20 protein-coding genes and 1 other annotated feature are annotated in these 20,780 nt (G+C 41.5%); of the genes, 6 read left to right on the plus strand and 14 right to left on the minus strand.

Annotated elements, in window-relative coordinates; all coding sequences use genetic code 11:
• Positions 1–93 precede the first annotated feature (93 nt).
• Positions 94–618, plus strand: coding sequence for a CbrC family protein (locus tag H7F25_RS12350; protein WP_185853781.1), 525 nt, complete (start codon positions 94–96; stop codon positions 616–618).
• Between the two features lie 44 nt (positions 619–662).
• On the opposite strand, the gene H7F25_RS12355 is transcribed toward H7F25_RS12350, so the two are convergent.
• From H7F25_RS12355 to H7F25_RS12385, 7 genes are all read right to left on the minus strand, one after another.
• Positions 663–845, minus strand: a complete 183-nt coding sequence (locus H7F25_RS12355) for a sporulation protein Cse60 (protein WP_185853782.1) — start codon at positions 843–845, stop codon at positions 663–665.
• 100 nt (positions 846–945) lie between these two features.
• Complete coding sequence (locus H7F25_RS12360) at positions 946–1,257, minus strand: rhodanese-like domain-containing protein (protein ID WP_044332369.1); 312 nt, start codon at positions 1,255–1,257, stop codon at positions 946–948.
• 54 nt (positions 1,258–1,311) lie between these two features.
• Complete coding sequence (locus H7F25_RS12365) at positions 1,312–1,995, minus strand: YesL family protein (protein ID WP_044332366.1); 684 nt, start codon at positions 1,993–1,995, stop codon at positions 1,312–1,314.
• Between the two features lie 20 nt (positions 1,996–2,015).
• Positions 2,016–3,305, minus strand: a complete 1,290-nt coding sequence (locus H7F25_RS12370) for a Gfo/Idh/MocA family protein (RefSeq protein WP_044332364.1) — start codon at positions 3,303–3,305, stop codon at positions 2,016–2,018.
• Positions 3,306–3,322: 17 nt separating this feature from the next.
• Complete coding sequence (locus H7F25_RS12375) at positions 3,323–3,847, minus strand: hypothetical protein (RefSeq protein ID WP_044332361.1); 525 nt, start codon at positions 3,845–3,847, stop codon at positions 3,323–3,325.
• On the minus strand, positions 3,844–4,956 hold the full coding sequence (locus H7F25_RS12380) for a glycoside hydrolase family 88/105 protein (RefSeq protein WP_185853783.1): 1,113 nt from the start codon (positions 4,954–4,956) through the stop codon (positions 3,844–3,846). The genes H7F25_RS12375 and H7F25_RS12380 overlap by 4 nt, the downstream gene beginning before the upstream one ends.
• Positions 4,957–4,974: 18 nt before the next feature.
• Entirely contained in the window at positions 4,975–5,940 is a 966-nt protein-coding gene (locus H7F25_RS12385; RefSeq protein ID WP_024424886.1) for an ABC transporter permease, read from the minus strand.
• 231 nt (positions 5,941–6,171) lie between these two features.
• Between H7F25_RS12385 and H7F25_RS12390 the strand changes: the two genes are divergently transcribed.
• Positions 6,172–8,472, plus strand: coding sequence for a helix-turn-helix domain-containing protein (locus tag H7F25_RS12390; RefSeq protein ID WP_103132380.1), 2,301 nt, complete (start codon positions 6,172–6,174; stop codon positions 8,470–8,472).
• Positions 8,473–8,510: 38 nt separating this feature from the next.
• On the opposite strand, the gene H7F25_RS12395 is transcribed toward H7F25_RS12390, so the two are convergent.
• A complete protein-coding gene (locus tag H7F25_RS12395; RefSeq protein ID WP_003217763.1) occupies positions 8,511–8,882 on the minus strand; it encodes a winged helix-turn-helix transcriptional regulator in 372 nt (123 codons plus the stop codon).
• Between the two features lie 155 nt (positions 8,883–9,037).
• Between H7F25_RS12395 and H7F25_RS12400 the strand changes: the two genes are divergently transcribed.
• Together H7F25_RS12400 and H7F25_RS12405 are read left to right on the plus strand one after the other, a co-directional pair.
• A complete protein-coding gene (locus H7F25_RS12400; protein WP_345734160.1) occupies positions 9,038–10,225 on the plus strand; it encodes an MFS transporter in 1,188 nt (395 codons plus the stop codon).
• Positions 10,226–10,235: 10 nt separating this feature from the next.
• Entirely contained in the window at positions 10,236–11,078 is an 843-nt protein-coding gene (locus H7F25_RS12405; RefSeq protein WP_034279459.1) for an aldo/keto reductase, read from the plus strand.
• 45 nt (positions 11,079–11,123) lie between these two features.
• Here H7F25_RS12405 and H7F25_RS12410 read toward each other — a convergent pair whose 3' ends face one another.
• The 6 genes from H7F25_RS12410 to H7F25_RS12435 all read right to left on the minus strand — a co-directional run bounded on the left by H7F25_RS12410 (position 11,124) and on the right by H7F25_RS12435 (position 18,727).
• Entirely contained in the window at positions 11,124–12,623 is a 1,500-nt protein-coding gene (locus H7F25_RS12410; protein WP_073207075.1) for an extracellular solute-binding protein, read from the minus strand.
• Between the two features lie 25 nt (positions 12,624–12,648).
• Positions 12,649–13,509 carry a carbohydrate ABC transporter permease gene (locus H7F25_RS12415; RefSeq protein ID WP_087976618.1) on the minus strand — a complete coding sequence of 287 codons (861 nt, stop codon included), beginning with the start codon at positions 13,507–13,509 and terminating at the stop codon, positions 12,649–12,651.
• Positions 13,510–13,728: 219 nt separating this feature from the next.
• Positions 13,729–14,481 carry an NAD-dependent epimerase/dehydratase family protein gene (locus tag H7F25_RS12420; RefSeq protein WP_185853784.1) on the minus strand — a complete coding sequence of 251 codons (753 nt, stop codon included), beginning with the start codon at positions 14,479–14,481 and terminating at the stop codon, positions 13,729–13,731.
• Positions 14,482–14,527: 46 nt separating this feature from the next.
• Positions 14,528–15,430, minus strand: a complete 903-nt coding sequence (locus H7F25_RS12425) for an alpha/beta hydrolase family protein (protein ID WP_122631850.1) — start codon at positions 15,428–15,430, stop codon at positions 14,528–14,530.
• A 130-nt stretch (positions 15,431–15,560) separates the two neighbouring features.
• The gene (leuS, locus tag H7F25_RS12430) at positions 15,561–17,975 is read right to left on the minus strand and encodes a leucine--tRNA ligase (RefSeq protein WP_024424893.1); all 2,415 of its coding nucleotides are present in this window, start codon (positions 17,973–17,975) and stop codon (positions 15,561–15,563) included.
• Positions 17,976–18,072: 97 nt separating this feature from the next.
• Positions 18,073–18,294, minus strand: a binding site (T-box leader).
• A gap of 103 nt (positions 18,295–18,397) precedes the next feature.
• Complete coding sequence (locus H7F25_RS12435; protein ID WP_008343006.1) at positions 18,398–18,727, minus strand: DUF4257 domain-containing protein; 330 nt, start codon at positions 18,725–18,727, stop codon at positions 18,398–18,400.
• A 422-nt stretch (positions 18,728–19,149) separates the two neighbouring features.
• Here H7F25_RS12435 and H7F25_RS12440 point away from each other — a divergent pair, with 422 nt between their 5' ends.
• A complete protein-coding gene (locus H7F25_RS12440) occupies positions 19,150–19,953 on the plus strand; it encodes a YtvA family blue-light photoreceptor (RefSeq protein ID WP_024424894.1) in 804 nt (267 codons plus the stop codon).
• Between the two features lie 86 nt (positions 19,954–20,039).
• Entirely contained in the window at positions 20,040–20,738 is a 699-nt protein-coding gene (locus tag H7F25_RS12445) for a sunset domain-containing protein (RefSeq protein WP_044332343.1), read from the plus strand.
• The last annotated feature ends 42 nt before the right edge of the window (positions 20,739–20,780 follow it).

Genomic DNA, 20,780 nt, shown 5'->3' on the forward strand with positions numbered 1-20,780 from the left:
TTTTTTCTATATATACAATTTAAGATTGTCTCGAGCTTGAGGATTCCTTTAAAATAGTGATGAATCATCACTTTCTACATAATGGAGGTTTATATGACGTTACCTACGTTCAAGTACAACCCAGATCCAGTTTCGTTAAACGTGATCAAAAAAGAGCATACGACATGTCCTGTTTGTGAGAAAGAAAGAGATTATGTGTACCAAGGCCCTTTTTATACTGTTGAAGATGTGGAGGGAATTTGTCCCTGGTGCATTAAAGATGGATCAGCGGCGAAAAAATACAATGGAACCTTTCAAGACGATGCGAGCTGTGATGACGTCGATCAAGAGGAATATATCGATGAGCTGATCTTCAGAACGCCAGGCTATCGCGGATGGCAGCAGGAATATTGGTTAAGTCATTGCGGAGATTTTTGCGCAATCGTCCAGTATGTCGGCTGGAAAGAGATTGAACATCTAGAGGAAGAACTCACCGAGGATATCGAAGACATTTGCAGCGGCGAAGGATTAACAAAAGAGAACCTAAAGCAATGGCTCGTCAACGGAGGAGACTTACAAGGCTACCTTTTTCAATGTGTTCACTGCAACAAGCATCGTTTATATATTGACGCCAGCTAACCAAAGAAATAGGACCCTTCAAGCAGGTCCTTTTTTGATGCCGTCTATTTTTTATATAAAATGAGTGCAGAAAAACAGTAGAGCTGTTCCCCTCCCTGCTCACAGATCACCGCTACATTGTACTTGATGTCAATGATTTGGTCGTCCTCCATTCCTTTTAAAAAATGATTGATTTCGCTCTGCAAATCTTTCTCATGCTCTTCATCAAATACAGCTACCTTTAGCACCTATGCCACTCTCCCTTCTCTCGCTACTCTATCTTTATGCACATAGAGAGAGGCATATGAACAAAAAAACCTTTCATCGTTAAGATGAAAGGCCTTCTAATTACAGCTTCGGTTTTGTTTCTCCTGTCCAAGCCAGCATCCCGCCAACGACATTTGTCGCTTGGTAGCCTTGATCTTCTAGGTAATAGCAGACATTTTCACTACGTTTACCAGAACGGCAAATAATATAATATTCCTGCGTTTGATCGAATGCATCCAGCTTCTCAGGGATATCGCCCATTCGAATGTGGATGGCTTCCGGGATCATCCCTTCTGCTACCTCTTCATCCTCACGTACATCGACAAGCTGAATGGCATCTTCCTGCTGCAGCTTTTGTTTTAATTCTTCTATTGAAATTTCTTTCACTGACACGGCTCTCATCTCTCCTTTTCATTACGGTGACACCATTATAGCAAATGATTCACTTCACTGCGTATTCACCCGCTTCGATTGAAGGAAAGACGGCAGCCGCTTCTTCACTTCGGCTGTCTCGTGCTCAATTTCAAACTCTACCTTTTTAAAGACTTGATAGGCCAGCCACATATGCCCGTAGGCGAGTATGCTCACACTAAAAAACGGCACGATACCCGGTAAATAAGCAAACAGAACAAACAGCACAGCCGAGAAAACAAGCATAGAGAGTGTATATTGCAAGTATGAGATACCGAGCAGAAGAGAGAATTTCAGATAGAGATGTTTTTTCCAATCGTAATGAGCAAGCAGCGGAAAAATATAAAATAAGCTCACAATAAACAGAAAACCGAAAATATATATAGCAAAGCGAAGCACATGTAAGAGCCAGCTCGTCGGATAAATATAAGCAAGGTCGACATAAATAATCGTTCCAATGATGAATAGCACCACTCCAATGATGTTAGAGCGTACAAACTCCTCCCTGAATACCTTCCAAAAAGTGCGGAATACATTGACTTGCTCATGACCTTGAATCCACTTTCTCATCACGGAAAATAACGCAGTGGTCGCGGGCATCAAGCCAAAAACGCCAAGCCCTAGAATGGTGAACAAAAGCCATAACAAATTCGTATAGGCGAGTCTCATCACCCACTCACACATCCTCAGCATTCTGCTCATTGAACCATCATGATCCATCTCTTTCCCCTCCTCTCTCTTTACACCTTCTCTTTATGAAACAATTCATCGATTTCAATTGGGCGTTTTTCTGTGACAGAGCGCCACATGCCTTCCCCAAGAGCAATCGAATAAGCACCAGCCTCTGCTCCTGCTAAGATGTCATAGTGAATCAAGGGATCTTTTCCTATAAATAAATCAGCCAATAGCAGAGGATCTCCGCCGCCATGTCCGCCTGGCTGCTTTACAACTTCAATCGTCTCCTTTGATCCAAACATCGGGTAATAAGAAATTGTTTGTTCTGGGAATTGAAATGGAATTCTTGATGGCACATGAAACTCATTTGTTTCAATACGCCCCTTCGTCCCATTAATGGCCAGACGATAGCCTTCATATGGGGCTGAGAATTGAATCGAATAGCTGAGCAGAGCCCCTTGATCATAAGCGACTGACGCCACATATGTATCCTCAATATCTATTTCCTGATCAAAAATGCAGGCATCCGGGCGATAGTTTGAGTACTGCTGCGTTTGCTCCTGACCGGATTCAATATGGTCGTCCTCCACCTTCGAGCGCTCAACCCGCGGATTCCACCTTGCTTCATAGTGACATATATCCTTCACATGACATGTTCCACAAAATCTATTTTCCTCCCCCTGCAAGGGATTCCAAGGGCTTTCGCTGCCGTAATAGTTCAGCGCCCCGTAGGCAAATACTTGTTTCGGCTTTTGATCAATCCACCAGTTGACCAGATCAAAATGATGCGTCGACTTATGAATGGACAGTCCGCCAGAGAATTGACGTGTACGGTTCCACCTTTTGAAATAACTAGCACCATGATACGTATCAATAAGCCAGCTCAGTTCAACAGATGTGACCCTTCCAATTTTCCCGTCTAGAATCAGTTCTTTTACCTTTCGATGGAAAGGATTGTAGCGATAATTAAAGGTGACCGTGACCTTCCCTTTACTTTCTGCCTCTTTTTCCATCACTTTTTTGGCGTCTTTTGCTGTTGTCACCATCGGCTTTTCGGTGATGACATCTAGATCATGGTCAAGTGCCTGCATGATATATGTGACATGTGTGTCATCCCTGCCTGCCACAATGACGATATCTGGTTTTGTTTCTTTGACCATCTGATCAAATGCATCTTCATGAAAAAACGAAACGCCCCGGAGTGATGGAAAACGCTCCTGACAAAGTGTATACCGCTGAAGATCTATATCTAGGAGCCCTGTAATCCGATAATGCTCATTGAAATCCTCTGTGAGCGGTTGAATAAACATATTGAACGCACGATGGCTCAGCCCGCAAATCACGACCCGTTTCACATTCCCCACCCCATTTTCTATTGGTTTTCACGAAGCTGTTTTATGAGAGACAGTGCCTCTTTCGACTTGTCAGCATACACGGGAATGAAAGCAACCATATCTCGGTGTAATTGAAAGGTATAGCCGTTGAGCTTTTTCGTTCCTTTATTGATTTGAACCGCATAATCAACAGTTTCCCCTGTCTTTTTGTCCTCGACCGTATATGATCCTGCTGCTTGATCACTTATTTTCATCTCTTCCAGCAGCTGAAAACTTTCAGGATCATCATACGTTCTAAACATTTCTTCTGGGACAAGCATCACGTCCCCCTCTTTTGAGGTAATTTCAACAAGAAGCTTTTCAGGAATCGCCGGAAAGATGTGGACGCTATAAGTCTCTTGTTTCGGCTGAAAAGCCTTCTCTACTAATTGATCCTTCATTCCCTTTGACATATCAGAAAAAATCAAAACATCGATCCCGTTTGTTTTCTCCTGACAGGCAGATAAACAAAGAGCAGCGATGAAGCTGATGAGCCATACGGCGGCTCTTTTTTGCCTCCTCATGCCTTTTGAAAAACAGACAGCTTTTCTAGCTCAGTTAACGCCATAATAAAAGCGCCTGCCCCGTGCAAGTCATTTGTGCTCCGCTCTCTTCCAACGTAATAATCATAAAATCCCGCAGATGTTCCAATACAAATATCGTTGATGGTAAAATCACCATTTTCTTTCTCAGCCGTCTTATGCTGAATCAAGCCTTGATATGCTTTGACCACATGATCAACATAACGGAGGCTCACATACCCTTCATTCATGGCCTTTGCCATGGCATACATGAATAAACACGATCCCGAGCTTTCAAGCCAATTGTCACTGTGATTTCCTTTATCAATGATTTGATGCCAGAGACCTGTCTTTTGATCCTGGTACTTTGCCACACTTTCCAGCATGTCTGTCAGCGTTTCCTTCCACACCTTCCGCCTTTCATGATGCTCGGGCAGATCCTCGATCATATCTGCTAATGCAAGGACATACCAGCCAAACGATCTTGCCCAAAATTCTGGGGAACAGCCGGTCTTTTGATCAGCCCATGGCATCGTTTTTCGTTCATCCCACGCGTGATAATACAGACCTGTTTGTTCATCTTTCGTATGCTTTCTCATGAGATGCTCTTGATGGATAACCATATCCACTAGTGACTCTTCACCTTTAAGCTGAGCATACTTTAAGGCAAAAGGACCGCCCATGTAGAGACCATCGAGCCACATTTGATAAGCATAATTGTCTTTATGCCAAAATCCGCCCTCAGACGTGCGATTTAGCGTACGATAAAGTCCGCGCAGCTTCTCGGCTGCCAGCACATACCGATTCTCTCTCGTTCGTTCGTAAAGAGGGAATAAAATGAGTCCTGCTTGAATGGCATCAAGCTCATCCCTGCGAAATAACAGATTTCCGTACTCATCAATGAGTGAGTCCGCATAGTTTTTCACATAATCGAAATACGCCTCGTTCCCTGTTGCCTCATATAGCTTCATGACGCCGCAAAGGAAAACCCCTTGATGATAATGCCATCTTCCAGCTGGTGGCAGCTCAATCGGTGAATACGCTTTCATAATGGTTTGTGCTAATTTCTCTGCATGCTCAAGCGGTGATCCCTTTTCAATCGATAAAGTCATTCTTCCTCATCTCCCTTTTTAATAAATACCTTCTTCCCCGAATTTCTTCGCTAAACGGTTTGCCAGCATGACCAAAATAAGTCCAACGGCTGCTTTAAATAAACCAACAGCGGTACTATAGCTGAATTGTCCTTGCTTAAGACCTGCTGTATAAACGTACGTATCAAAAATCTCTGCTACTTCCCGGTTCGTTGCGTTCAGTAATAGATAGACATGCTCAAAGCCAAGCTCAAGCGTATCACCGATTTTTAAAATAAGCAGAACCACAATGACACTTTTAATGGCAGGAAGTGTGATGTGCCACATTTGTCTCAGTCTCCCGGCCCCATCCATTTTTGCTGCTTCATATAGCTGCGGATCTACCGCTGTAATCGCCGCAAGGTAAATGATTGTTGACCATCCTGCTTCCCGCCAGATTACCTGTAAAATGTACATCGGTCTAAACCATTCCTGACTAAGAAGGAAGTTAATCTTTTCTCCTCCAAAGAAAGCAATCAATTCATTCATTAACCCGCCATCTACTGTTAACAAAACAAAAGATAAGGACACGACAATCACCCATGACATGAAGTGAGGGATATAAATCATCGTCTGTACAAATTTCTTAAACAATGCCAATCTCACTTCATTTAAAAGAAGGGCTAATAAGATCGGAATTGGAAAGAAAATCACGACATTCATGGCAAATAAAATCAGTGTATTTTTTAATAAGATGAAAAATGTTGGTTCTGTAAACAATCGAATAAAGTGTTTGAAGCCAACCCACTCACTGCCAAGAATGCCGAGAAACGGCTGGTAATCTTGAAAGGCAATGATGAGCCCCCACATTGGCACATATTTAAAAACAATAAAATAAATGAGCCCCGGCAAAATCATTAAATACAAAAATTTTTGACTTAGCAATTGATTAAGTAAGCGCTTTCTTTTTTCACTTTTCAAAGCTGCCGCAGGCACACCCTTGGCAGTGACATCCTCTGTTTTCATTAATAAAGCCTCCCCTCATGCTCATGCATGTGTTAACTGTATCTTAAGGATGAAAAATCCGTCTACAATCATATCAACAGATCATATTTTCATAGGTGATGCTACTCAAAACGTTACATAAAACATAAGAAAATGATCCTAATCTCAGAAAATGATTATTGACAAACCTACCAGATTTTTGGATTAATAAATTAAGGGGAAAAGATTGTTTTGTTTGAAATGGGGGGTTTTATGAAAAGAAGGCAGTACAAATTTTATTACAAGCTAGTGACGTTTTTTTTCATACTTAGTACAATTCCTGTTATCATTGTCGGCATTTTTTCTTATCAGCATTCGCAAAAAACAGCACTTGAAAATATCTCAAATGAAAAGCTCGACAGCGTCAAACAAACGCAATCCAATATTGAGCATATTTTAAAAACTGTTGATCATTCTCTCACTCACTATGTCAGTTCGCCGCCTCTCCTTCAAACACTGGCAGAACCTTTAAATCCAGACCAATTCCAGCTTTATAATCAAGTACAGCAGGAACTGAACTACCTGCAAACCTTTGACACCGATCTTTCCAATATTACACTCGTCAGTAAAATGGAAGACTGGTACATGAACAATTCGGGGCTTTATCATGTCACAAGCGAAGACCAAGAAAAAGCGCTGACCTCTTACCTCAATATACCAAGTCACTCCAGCTGGGCACTTGAAGAGAATAATCCACTTGTTGCGACAAAAGAAGGAAAAGCATCCTTTTGCAAGTACAATGTGAATTTAATCAAACAACTGCCTATGAACAGCGTTCAAAAAAAGGGAATCGCTGTCGCCAGCATTCCAAGCTGCGTCATTGCTGATAACATGCCTGACTTCTCTCAATCGGATAGTATGTTTGTGATCGATACAAACGGAAAAGTGCTGCTACATAATCGCAAAGAACAAATTGGTGAATCGCTGAAACATCAAGATATCGTCAAACATGTGCTCTCACTTGAAAAACGATCAGGCCAATTTGATATGAAGATCGACGAACTCAACTATCAAATCACATTTCAAAAATCTGATTATAATGAATGGACGTACCTATCCTTTGTTTCTATTCCAGAACTTAAGCAGCAAACGAAATCAATCGGGTGGATTACCTTTATTATCTGCACTATTTTGTTAGCGCTTTCATTACTATTTTCATGGTTCGGTTCTAGACACTTTTATAAACCAATCCGCTTATTATACGAGTCATTTGCACGCAATGAATCATTTTTGCAAAAACAGCCTTTTCGAAATGAATTTGAGTTGATTGAATCGAGTATTAAACAAATGAAAGATCAAAACAATGATTTAGAGGAACGGATTGAGCAGCAAGTGACACACTTACAGCAATACTTTATGGTACGGCTGCTGCTTGGAAAGCTGACAGATGAAGAAGTTAACAACCGGTTCCAAAGCTTAGGCTTTCCTCAGGGCTGGTCTCATTTGTCCATGCTTGTGACCCAAATCGATACATTAAAAGGAACACCTTATGAAAAAAAAGATGCTGACTTGCTTTTATTTGCGATCAATGGACTGATCGAGCAGATTATTCCGCAAGAGGAGCACCTTCAGCCAACCGTAGTCAATCAGCATCAAACAACGATTATCCTCAACCACTCAAAGTCAAATGAAGAGTTTACTGAATATTTAAACCAATTAGCAGAAACCATTCAGCAGCGTATCGAAGAAGAGCTTGGTTTATCAATCAGCATCGGAATCAGCCGCCAGTTTAAGGAGCTCACGATGGCAAAACATGCTTACATTGAAGGAAAAGAAGCCTTAAAATACAGACTCAAAGCAGAGAAAAAGTCCATTATCTTATATGAGCATATTCAGCAAGGAAAGACGTTCAAAACCCATTTTCCAAAGCAGCTGCAACATGATTTATTTGATGCGATGAAAGCTGGCGATCAAGGTAAGGCGGATCACTATTTACATGTGCTCCTGCAATCCATTTTTTCTAAAAATGCAGGACCGCACGAATACCATATCGCCCTCGCTCGTTTTTTAAACAATTTAATTGAGCTGATGCATTTGCTGGGCATTGAATTATTTGAGGTTGAAGATAACAAAATGCTCTATGATACGATTTTTGAATTTAAAACCTTTGAAGATACAGAAGCATGGCTGAAACATGAAATCATCCGGCCAATTATTGACCAGCTTGCTGCACGTGAAGACTCACAATACAAAAACATCTCAGAAAAAATCATTCATATTATTCATCAAGAATTCGACTCAGATCTCACATTGGATGAAATCGCCACACGCCTGCATTACAATCCCAATTATTTAAGCAGCATTTTCAGAAAGGAAATGGATATCTCCTTTAGTGAATATCTCTCTTCCTACAGACACCATGTCGCTAAAAACTGGCTAGTAGAAACCGATATGTCCGTCAAAGAAATTTCGGAAAAACTGAAATATAAAAACCCGCAAAATTTCATCCGGTCCTTTAAAAAGCTGGAAGGTACTACTCCTGGGAAATACCGCGACCAGAAAAAAGGCATGTAAGACAAAGAGTCCCGCTCTCACAAGAAAGCGGGACTCTTTTATTTAAACTGTTCATTTAAGATGCTGTCTTCCAGCACGGAAAGCGGCTCTCCATACACACGTTCAATATGAGCTGCTCCCCAATCGCATAGCGCATTGAGAATTCTTTCGAGCGACTGTCCGTATTCACTTAATTCATATTCCACTTTAGGCGGCACCTGTTCATAGACAATCCGATTAATGACCCCATCACTTTCAAGCTCTCTCAGCTGCTGCGTCAGCATTTTTTGTGTGATGTTTGGCATGAGCCGCTTCAATTCGCTCGTCCGTTTTTTCCCGTGTGTCAAATGACATAAAATCACACACTTCCACTTCCCGCCTATGACCTCAAGCGTTGCTTCCACAGAGATATTATATTTTTTCTTTTCCATCGAATGTTCACTCCTCTTTGTACGAACAGGCACTTTTTAGTACCTATATTACAAAAAAGTACGTACTTTTTTTTTCGTCATCTATGTTAGATAATAACTCTTGCCGATCGGCTTCGTCTATCAAAATGTCATCACAGAAGGATGTGAACTTACTTATGAAAAAAAAGCAAAACCATTTTGCTCTTCTCGCACTAGCGATTAGTGCTTTTGCTATAGGAACAACTGAGTTCATTAGTGTCGGTCTTTTGCCAATGATCTCAGAGGACTTTGGAGTGAGCGTCAGTCAGGCGGGCTGGACTGTCTCTTTATATGCACTTGGTGTGACATTTGGCGCGCCTATATTGACTTCTCTTACTTCCACGATGAAAAGAAAGACATTGCTTTTGCTCATTATGCTCGTCTTTTTGATTGGTAATACACTTGCCACCATTGCCCCGACTTTTTCAGTGCTGTTAATCGGCCGGGTGATTTCAGCCTTGTCCCATGGAATCTTCATGTCCATCGGTTCTACGATTGCTGCAAGCCTTGTCGTGAAAGAAAAACGGGCAAGCGCGATTGCCTTTATGTTCACTGGTTTAACAGTAGCGACTGTGACAGGTGTGCCATTCGGGACATTTCTTGGTCACGAGTTCGGCTGGCGGACATCATTTGGTGTGATTGTGATCATTGGTCTGATCGCACTGATATCCAACTATTTTCTTGTGCCGTCTCAATTAAAGCAGGGTGTGAAAACATCTTTTAAAGATCAAGCTGTCCTATTAAAAACAAAAAGAATTTTGCTTTTATTTGTCATTACAGCCACAGGGTATGGAGGAACCTTTGTCGTCTTCACGTATCTATCTCCTCTCTTGCAGCATGTGACAGGGCTTGCGCCTGGGGCTGTGGCCTTGATCCTGCTTTTATACGGAATCACGATCGCAGCCGGAAATGTCATTGGCGGAAAAGCTGCTAATGAACAGCCAATGAAAGCACTGATCTATATGTTTATTATCCAAAGCATCATCTTGTTTATCCTTAGCTTCACTGCAGGATGCACAGTGTTAGGCATTGGAACTGTCATGCTGATGGGGCTGTTTGCTTTCATGAATGTGCCTGGGCTGCAAGTAGCCGTCGTTGATTTTGCAGAAAGATACACACCTGGAGCGGTCGACGTCGCATCTGCCATGAATATCGCTGCCTTTAATGCCGGTATTGCCATTGGCTCATTTTTAGGAGGCATCGTGACAGATACACTTGGTCTTGTGCATACAGGCTGGGTCGGCGGCATCATGGTCCTCATCGCAGCCATTCTTACGATGATCAGTTATCAAAAGGAACAAAAAGAACAAACACAAACCATTTAAAGGAGTTTTTATGATGGAACATTTACAAAGTACAAAAACATTAAACAATGGGGTCCTCATGCCAGGCTTTGGCCTTGGTGTATTCAAGGTGGAAGATGGAGCTGAATTAGTTGATGCTGTCAAAACAGCCATTCAATTAGGCTATCGCAGTATTGATACAGCGGCTATTTACGGAAATGAAGAAGGTGTTGGACGAGGCATACAGCTTGGTTTAGCAGAAACAGGACTGCGCCGTGAGGACATCTTTGTCACCTCAAAAGTGTGGAATGCCGATTTAGGATATGAATCTACTCTAAATGCATACGAAGAAAGCTTAAAAAAGCTTCAGCTTGACTACCTTGATCTGTATTTAATCCATTGGCCGGTTGAAGGAAAATACAAAGAAGCTTGGCGTGCACTGGAAACCTTGTATCGTGAAGGAAAGGTCAGAGCCATCGGAGTGAGCAACTTCCAGCCGCATCACCTAGACGAGCTATTAAAAGATGCAGACATCAAACCAGCGATCAACCAAGTAGAATTTCATCCAAAGCTAACGCAGGAAACACTCTCTACGTATTTGAACTCTCATGGCATTCAAATGGAAGCTTGGTCACCGCTGATGCAGGGTGAACTACTGCATCACCCGCTGATCACAGAGCTCGCAGACACATACGGTAAAACACCTGCTCAAATTATTTTGCGCTGGGATGTACAAAAAGGTGTCATCACCATCCCAAAATCAACGAAAGCACATCGTTTAAAGGAAAACGCTGATATATTTGATTTTGTCTTATCTGATGAAGATATGAAACGTCTTTCTGACTTAAATGAAAACAAACGTATCGGTCCAGATCCAGATAACTTCGACTTTTAATGAAAACACCCCCGCTTTTTTACTTTGCGGGGGTGTTCCTATTGGTCATTTTGATTTTTTAAAGGAAGCTTCATATTCTTCTATGATTTTATTCCCACCATTGGATTTCCACTTCTCTACATCCTTCTGAAATTGATCTTCACTGATGTCACCAAGGATGAACTTATACGTCGCATCATCGATGATTTTCTTCAATTCGTTTCCACGCTCTGATGCTGTTTCTGAATACAGGCTTTCAGCAGGATTGGCAACGATGATGTTTTGATTGTCTTCTTCTAGCTCTTCATATTTAGAACGAACTGCATCCCCTTTATTTTTTAAGTAACGTTTATCAATTCCTACAAGACTGACAAGCGGCTGTACATCTGTCTGCCAGCCTTTCACTTGGCTTTCTTCCCTGACAAATGTATTTCCTTCTTCTTTCTTATAATGCTTGCCATCTATACCGTACGTCATGAGACCATATACATCTTCTTCGGCAATACGGTCAAAGAAGGCCAAAATCCGCTTTAATTCCGCCTCTGATTTCACGCTTGTTTTAGGGAATGCGAAGATGCCATTATGCCCCCCTGATGCCCACACACGTTCTTTGCCATCTGGGCCTTTGATTCGGTTGATAATATCTACTTTCATGTTTTTATCTGTCGCATCATCTCTCAGGTTCACGGCATCTACCATATTTCCAACATAGATACCTGCTTTTCCTTGTGAGAATAATTCCTGCTGCTGTGTTTTGCTTGTCACTGGGAAGTCTTTGTTGATATAGCCATTATCGCGCAGCTTTTTCATGTATTTCATTGTATTCATGTACTCATCTGTCATAAAGTCCGGCGTGAATTTCCCGTTCTCTTCTTTCCAGTCTGTTGGCATTCCTTCATATGAACCAAGTGTTTTAAATGCGCCATAAATTAAATCGTTCCGATCCGTAAAACCAATTGTATCGGCTTTTCCGTTTTGATTCGGGTCTTTTTCCGTAAAGGCTTTGGCTACTTCATACAGATCATCCAATGTTTTTGGAGTATCCAAATTTAAATTTTCAAGCCAATCCTTTCGAATGACAATCCCTTGTCTTGAAAGTGGTCTTTCTCTATAGATGCCATAAAGCTTGCCGTCTATAGAAGCGTTTTTATTAATCAGTTCGTTCATCTTACTTAAATTTGGATAATCCTTTAAATACGGACCGACTTCCCAGAACATGCCAGATCTGAACGCATTAATCGCAGACGAATTTTTAATGTCTTGAATCGTCACAATTTGCGGCAAATTCCCTGCTGCAAGTGCGGAATTTAAACGATCTTCCTTCACAGCATCAGGTACCCATGTAATATCAAGCTCTGTATTTGTGAGCTTCTCAATCTCTTTTAAAACGGAATCCTTCGGCGGCTGCTGATGATATAAAATCGCCATCCATGTCAGCTTTACCTTTTTGTCTAGATCAACCTTCTCATCTGATGAGTTTGCCCCTTTACTTGAACATGCTGACAGAATACCGCTTGCTGCAAATAACAGAACAAACGCAATCAGCCATAATTTCTTTCTCCCCATAAGATCCCTCCGTTGTTCCATCTTTTTAACCCTTTACAGAACCTAGTAATGCCCCTTTGTTGAAATGCTTTTGAATAAATGGATAGACAAGCAGAACCGGAATGGTTGCCACAACAATTACAGCCATTTTAATCGTCTGGTCTGGCGGTGGGGTGGATGAGCCCATATCCGACATATCTCCCTGCATTCCGCTTGAGACAATGACAATCTGTCTCAGCAGCACTTGAATCGGCCACTTCACTGAATCATTTAAATACAGAATGGCAGTCATATACGTATTCCAATACGTCACGGCATAAAAAAGTGAAATAGTAGCAATGGCTGGCAAAGAAAGTGGGAGCACAATTTTAAAGAAAATCCCTAAATCGTTACAGCCGTCCATCTTCGCTGATTCCTCAAGGCTCGCCGGTATGTTTTGAAAGAAGTTTTTCAAAATGATTAAGTTGAACGCATTGATTGCAACCGGGAGAATAAGTGACCAATACGTATCAAGCAGACCAAGTGTTTTCACCACAATAAACGTCGGAATCATACCTCCGCTAAACAGCATCGTGAAAACAACGAGAAACATCAGTGTTCTTCGGCCTTTTAGCTCCTGACGAGACAGCCCATATGCCATAAGCGAGGACAAAAACATGCTGACAGCTGTTCCAACGAGCGTCACAAGAATGGACACAATGAGGCTGCGATACACAATATCTGTAGAGAAAATGTATCGATATGCCTCTAGAGAAAACGTCGTCGGGAACAAGATAAATTTCTTCGTGATGACCTCTTCTACTGTTGCAAAAGAGGCGGCAATGACATGGATGAACGGAAGCACACATATTAATGCGAACATGAGTAGAAAAGAGTAATTAAATAAATTGAACAATCGGCCTTTAATAGAACGATCTATGTTCATCACGCCCTTTCTTTGAAAGCGTTATCATTTCATCTGAAAGTAAGCTGCAGCCTGTGACGATATCGTGATTAAAATGTAACAAACGGGGGAAGAAAGCGTCTATAATCATTTTGACAGACCAACTGGATAGATCATGTCAGCCGTGCTTTTATGCTCATGAAACAAAAGAATAAGATCATTAGCTCATGACATGATTATGCCTTATACTCGATCATTTTCTTCGAGGATTTCCGTCGTATTGACATCTGGTTCATAGCCTAACTCCAGCTTCGTTTTCTCAGTAGACCACGGCTTTTCTTCATTCTCTGATACTGCATAATAGGTCCCAAAGGGAATATCTGATTCAACCGCTGCCTTTATCATACCTGTAAGATCCTCGTGTGACAGCAGAGTTCTTTTTGTTCTTTGCTTTTTGTGCAATGCCTTCATCTCATCTGTTACAACTGTTCCAATTCTTAAATTGATGACAGACATTCCCGATTGATCGTGAAACAAACGTCCCAGCTGTTCGGAAGCAAACTTTAAAATGCCATAGACATTTTTAGTCGCAGGCACATCGTCAGTTGTAATCTGCCGTCCAAGTAAGGAGCGTCCATCCTCTTCATAACGATCCGTCACATGGTTGCTGCTTGCAAAAATGACTTTTCGTATGCCAAGCCGCGCGGCTGAACGAAACATATAATAGGTACTCCTCCAAAAAATATCAGTCATTTTTGCAAATTCTTCATGATCCATCACATCATGCGTCATGTCCATGTTTAGAAGATGCAAGATGACATCTGTATCCCGCGGAATTGCCTCATATACATTCTGTTCATTCGCTGCATCGGCTAAAATGACTCCTTCTACACAGCTTGTTAAATCAATAATCGTGACGCTGTACTCAGCAGAGAGCGCTTTTGTTAAAAGACGTCCAATCACACCGCATCCGCCAATGATGGTGATTTTTTTCATCTGTCTCCTCCTTTCTTTTGACGTAGTATGTCCAAGCGTTTCTTGATTACAGCCACTTTTTCAAAAATCGTGTCGCCTCGTGACGCATAGCGGCTGTTTCAAAATGACCTGCATGAAGACGGGTAAGCTGATAACGTTCTTTCAATGAAGCAGCTTGATAGGTTTGATTCAATACCTTTTGAATCCTTCCAACGCCTTCAGCAGGCGTGAGCTGATCAAGTTTTCCAACTAAGCTTAAATGCGGTCTCGGAAAAATCATTTCTTGAATGTCCGCTGCTGTAAAATGCTTCGCCAAGCTCGGTACATAGTAATAATAGCCATGTCTGTCCAAATTGTTCGTTTCAATTAATGTATGATGGTCCACCTGTGCACAAAGATCAATACACACACTGACCCTCTCATCAAGTGCAGCCGTCCACCAGGAAAGAAGACCGCCCATTGACATCCCAAAGACAGCTAACCTGTCCGCCAGCACATCAGATCGAGACAGCAAATAATCAATCGCACACATACTTTCATACAGCATCATGCCCCACATCACTTTTCCTGTTAAAAGCATTTCCTTAAAAATTTCACTTTCTGTTCTCCCTCTTCTCTCACCAAACCCTGCATGATCAATGGCCAGTACACTATATCCTTTAGACGTAAACTCTTTTGCATATGAAGGCGTTTGCAAATAATGAGCACCTTTTAACAGCTCTTCCTTGCCATTCACGTAATTCCCGCCATGTGAATGCTGGAACAGCACAACGGGTCTTTTTTTCACCGTATCCTTCGGTTTCACAAAATAAGCAGGGACTTCCTCTACACCATTCATAGAGAGAATGAGAGTTTCCACTACATATGATTCACGTTCTTCCATTTTTAACGTATAAGCCTCCACGCGATGACGTTCTGGCATTTCTCCTAACAGACTGAGCAGTTGTTCACGTTTGCTTTCCTTTTCCATTGACGTCACTCCTCATTTTCTTGATCACCTGTTAAAATACGAGACCGATGCGGGAATCACCTTGTTTTCGACAAAATTATGTCCCGGGAAATAAAGAACACCCACCGGTTCATACCGATGGGTGTCATCATTAGTTCGCAACAATATTGACAAGCTTCCCAGGAACTGCAATCACTTTACGAATGGTTTTCCCTTCAAGCTGTTCTTTTACACGTGCATCATTTTTCGCAAGCTCTTCTAACTGCTCCCTTGTTGCATCAGCAGGAACGGTTAATTTTGCTTTTACTTTACCGTTAAGCTGTACAACAATTTCTACTTCATCGTCGACAAGCTTTGACTCATCATATTGAGGCCATGCTTCATAAGAAATAGATCCTTCATGACCAAGTTTATTCCAAAGCTCTTCTGCTAAATGCGGTGCAATTGGAGAAAGAAGCTTTACAAAACCTTCTGCATATTCTTTCGGCAGTGTATCCGCCTTATAGGCATCGTTGATAAACACCATTAATTGTGAAATTCCTGTATTGAAACGCAAGCCTTCATAATGATCCGTTACCTTCATAACTGTTTCATGATAGCTGCGTTCTAATGCGCCGCCAGATTGCTCTGTCACTTTATCACTGAGTGAACCATCTTCATTTGTAAAGAGACGCCATACACGATCAAGGAAACGACGAGCGCCATCAAGTCCTGTTTCAGACCAAGCAATTGATGCATCTAAAGGTCCCATGAACATTTCATAAAGTCGTAATGTATCCGCACCATGAGATTCTACGATATCATCTGGGTTGACCACATTTCCTTTTGATTTACTCATTTTTTCATTGTTTTCCCCAAGAATCATACCTTGGTTGAACAATTTCATGAAAGGTTCTTTTGTTGGAACAACACCGATATCATACAAGAACTTATGCCAGAAGCGTGCATATAGAAGATGCAGTACAGCATGTTCTGCTCCGCCGATATACACATCAACTGGAAGCCATTTCTTCAGCTTTTCAGGAGAGGCAAGCTCTTCTGTGTTATGAGGATCAATATAACGTAAGAAATACCAGCAGCTGCCTGCCCATTGCGGCATTGTATTCGTTTCGCGGCGGCCTTTTTTACCTGTAACAGGATCTACAACCTCAACCCAGTCTTTAATATTGGCTAACGGTGATTCACCTGTACCACTTGGCTTAATCTCTGTCGTCTTAGGCAAGATCAGTGGAAGCTCTTCTTCTGAAACAGCTGAAGATGTTCCGTCCTCCCAATGAATGATTGGAATCGGCTCACCCCAGTAGCGCTGACGGCTGAACAGCCAGTCTCTTAAACGATATGTGACTTTCTTTTCACCTTTTTGATGTTCTTCAAGCCATGCAATCGCTTTTTCAATCGCTTCTTCTTTTCCTAAGCCATTTAGGAAATCAGAGTTAATGTGCTTTCCATCACCTGTGTAGGCTTCTTTTTCAATGTCTCCGCCTTCTACAACTTCTTTAATTGGAAGATCAAAGGTTTTGGCGAATTCATAGTCACGTTCATCATGGGCAGGAACCGCCATAATGGCTCCAGTTCCATAAGTCGCCAGCACGTAATCGGCAATCCAGATCGGCATCTTTTCACCATTTAAAGGATTGATGGCATACGCTCCTGTGAAAATACCTGTCTTCGTTTTAGCAAGATCTGTCCGCTCTAAGTCACTCTTTGATTGAATCTCTTTGATATACGCTTTGACAGCTTCTTTTTGAGCATCTGATGTAATTTTTTCAACAAGTGCATGCTCTGGTGCAAGTACTGCATATGTAGCGCCAAATAGTGTATCAGGACGCGTTGTGAAAACCGTAAACTGTTCGTCATGTCCTTCTACTTCAAAATGAACGTGCGCACCTTCAGAGCGTCCGATCCAGTTACGCTGCATATCTTTGATGCTTTCAGGCCAATCAATGTCCTCTAAATCTTCTAACAGCCTGTCCGCATATGCTGTAATCTTTAGCATCCACTGCTTCATAGGACGTCTTTCAACAGGATGGCCTCCGCGTTCACTTTTTCCATCAATGACTTCTTCATTTGCAAGCACTGTGCCAAGCGCTGGGCACCAGTTCACTGGTACTTCATCGATATAGGCCAATCCTTTTTCGTACAATTTTAAGAAAATCCATTGTGTCCATTTATAGTAATTCGGATCTGTTGTGTTGATTTCTCGATCCCAATCATACGAGAACCCTAGTGATTGAATTTGGCGGCGGAAGTTATTGATGTTCTCTTCTGTAAAGGCCGCCGGGTCATTTCCTGTATCAAGTGCATACTGTTCTGCCGGGAGACCAAATGCGTCCCATCCCATTGGATGAAGAACATCATATCCCTGCATACGTTTCATGCGTGATAGAATATCCGTTGCTGTATAGCCCTCAGGGTGCCCGACATGAAGCCCTGCTCCTGATGGATATGGAAACATATCAAGTGCATAAAACTTCGGTTTATCTTCCGAGTCAGATGTGGCGAATGTTTTATGTGTCAGCCAATAATCCTGCCACTTCTTTTCAATTTCCCGATGCTGAAAACTCAATGTGAAAACCTCCTTTAATATGTACGGCTTTATCTGCTTAGATGACCACTGCAAGAATTCAGATTTTTCTAAAATCAACAAAAAACCCTCATCCCTGGAAAGGGACGAGAGATTTTTTGGTTCCCGCGGTACCACCCTTGTTAGCGTAACATGCTGTTCATACGCTCACTTAATATCTTTAACGCAGACATGCGACAGAAGCTTTAACGCAACTGCAACTCTGAGGCGAGTTCAGAAGCAGATTTGATTGACTTTCACCAGCCGTCAATTCTCTAAAGACAAATACTGCTTTCCTACTACTCCTCTTCACTGTTCTTATCGTAACCGTCATCTAAGTAGTATTTTATAGAATTATGATCATAAGTGCAAGCAGGTTTGTATACAATGGGAATGTACCCTAGACTAGGGTAAAGTAGAGGATATTATTCGTGTGGAGATCGGTTATGACGGTTGGAGCCTGCATCCTGTGAACGTTCTTCTCTCACAAAATCGAAGCTTCGCAGAACTGCTTCTCCTCCGTAACCTGAAATAATGGATAAGATGATCAAGTGCAGACTAGATTCGGGATTTGAGGATAAGACAAGCAGTGTAGCGGCAATCATCCCAACGAGCCAATCTTCAATAAACCCTAAGTAAATAAACTTTTTTGTCATTCTGGGCTTCTCTAGCCTGCCTTTTTTCTTTACGTGACCGAGAATGCCCATGACCCCTCCAATGGCGCAAGCAATAATGACTTGTTGCAGCATTTTCATCACCTTCCTAAAGCCCTTAGAATAGTAAAGCGACTTCAGGCTGTCCAGCCCCCTGTAATGCCATTCTGCTGTTCCGTCATAATCCATGTAAAAGGTCTATTCTCTCTAACGAAGAAAAAAAGCTTGTTTCTTCCATTATATGTGAATGACCTAAAAACAATCTTGATGCATTGGAATCATTTTCACCTAATCCATATTAACTATTTTTGTCATTTTATGAATGATGAGTAATTGATTCCTTCTTTTTCTAATGAAAAGTCTCCTTACTTACTCTATTCTAATGGAGGACAAACTATGATGACAAATTTAACAAAGCGTTTGCAATCGTTGAAACAGAACATATGTTATGTTACGTTTAAAAGGATTCATTTGGTTGAAAAGACAACCATTTGATATGTCTTATAGCAGCAAAGGAGGGTAATATGGTCAGCTCGAACATTTTCGGCTTTCAAAAACAGCTTGAACTCATCAAAAAAGCGCTGGATCATGCGCGGATCGGTGTTGTCATTACAGACCCTTCCTTAGAGGATAACCCTATCGTTTATGTGAATCACGGCTTTACACAAATGACTGGATACAAACCAGATGAGATTCTTGGTCGTAATTGTCGATTCCTTCAAGGAAAAGACACGGATCAAAAGCAGCTTGCTTTAATTCGTCATGGAATTCAAAACAAAACACCTATTACCACACAGCTAAAAAATTATAAAAAAGACGGCACTTTTTTTTGGAATGAACTCAATATAGATCCTCTATACATTGAACAAGATGACAAAACATTTTTCATTGGTTTTCAAAAGGATATTACGAAACAGAAAGAATATGAACAGCTCCTAGAAGATTCCTTACAGGAAGTCACCTCTCTTTCGACGCCAATCGTCCCAATCAAAAATGGTGTATCTGCTCTTCCGCTTATCGGAAAATTATCTGAAGAACGCTTTGATGCCATTGTCGCTAAGTTAACCTGTATATTAGATGATTCAAAGGATGATTATTTAATTGTCGACCTTTCTGGTTTAATCGATGTCGATGATTCCGTCGCAGCACGCATTTTCAAACTGCATCATCTTCTCAATCTAACTGGAACCGAACTGATCATCACTGGGATCAAGCCGCAGCTTGCGCTGAAAATGAAAGACCTGGATACAGATTTCCAGAATACGATCACTTATTTGACAGTAAAAGAAGCCATAAAAGGATTACCATTAGCTGAAAACCCTGTGTAAACAGGGTTTTTTTAATTGAACCGCTCCCCAAAATGGAAAAATGAGGTATGATAGGTGTAAATAGCAATTTAGGGGGGCTGCTAAATATGATGTTACTCATCATAGGTCTTTTATGTGTTTGTTTTGCCATCGGATATGCTGTCAATTTCTTCTTACTCAAACGCAAGAACGAGCTGATTTTTTCAAAGAAACTTTTTTATCCTTTTTTGATCATTGGTCTCTTCTTTTCCATTATGTCATTACCTCTTACTGCTGGAAATGCGCCAAAGGCACAAGCCGATCCATCTTCCGAACAGCTGTTAAAGGATCAAAAGGAACTCTCATCTGACATTTCGCGCTTAAAAGCTGATAAAGAGTCGCTTACCTCCTCTTTAGAAGATGCGGAGAAGGAAAAAGAAAAGCTGGAAAAAAAGCTAGAAACCATCACCTCAGAAAAAGAAACGGTCAAACAGCAAGAGAAGACCATTCAATCGCTTGAAGAGAAAATAGACAAGCTCACCTCCAGCAATGAAACACTCAAACAAGAAATCAAGAATAGCAGCAGCGATACGAAGTCTTCCACCGTCCAGCGCTCCGCACCTAAAGATGAAGGAAAAAGCACAGGCGGTCATGAATCACAAAAGGAAACAAAAAAAGAATCGGCTGCCTGTAACATTAAAGGGAGTGTCAACGGTATTTACCACACACCAAGCAGCAGATACTACTCTAGAACAAAGAATGTAACCAAAATGTTCTGCTCAGTAGAAGAAGCAGAGCGTGCCGGATACAGGGCACCTAAGCAATAGCGATGTTTAATTAAGATAAAAAAGAACCTCCTGAGCGCCCAA

The sequence above is a fragment of the Bacillus sp. PAMC28571 genome, assembly GCF_014250435.1.
Taxonomy (GTDB): Bacteria; Bacillota; Bacilli; order Bacillales; family Bacillaceae; genus Bacillus; species Bacillus safensis.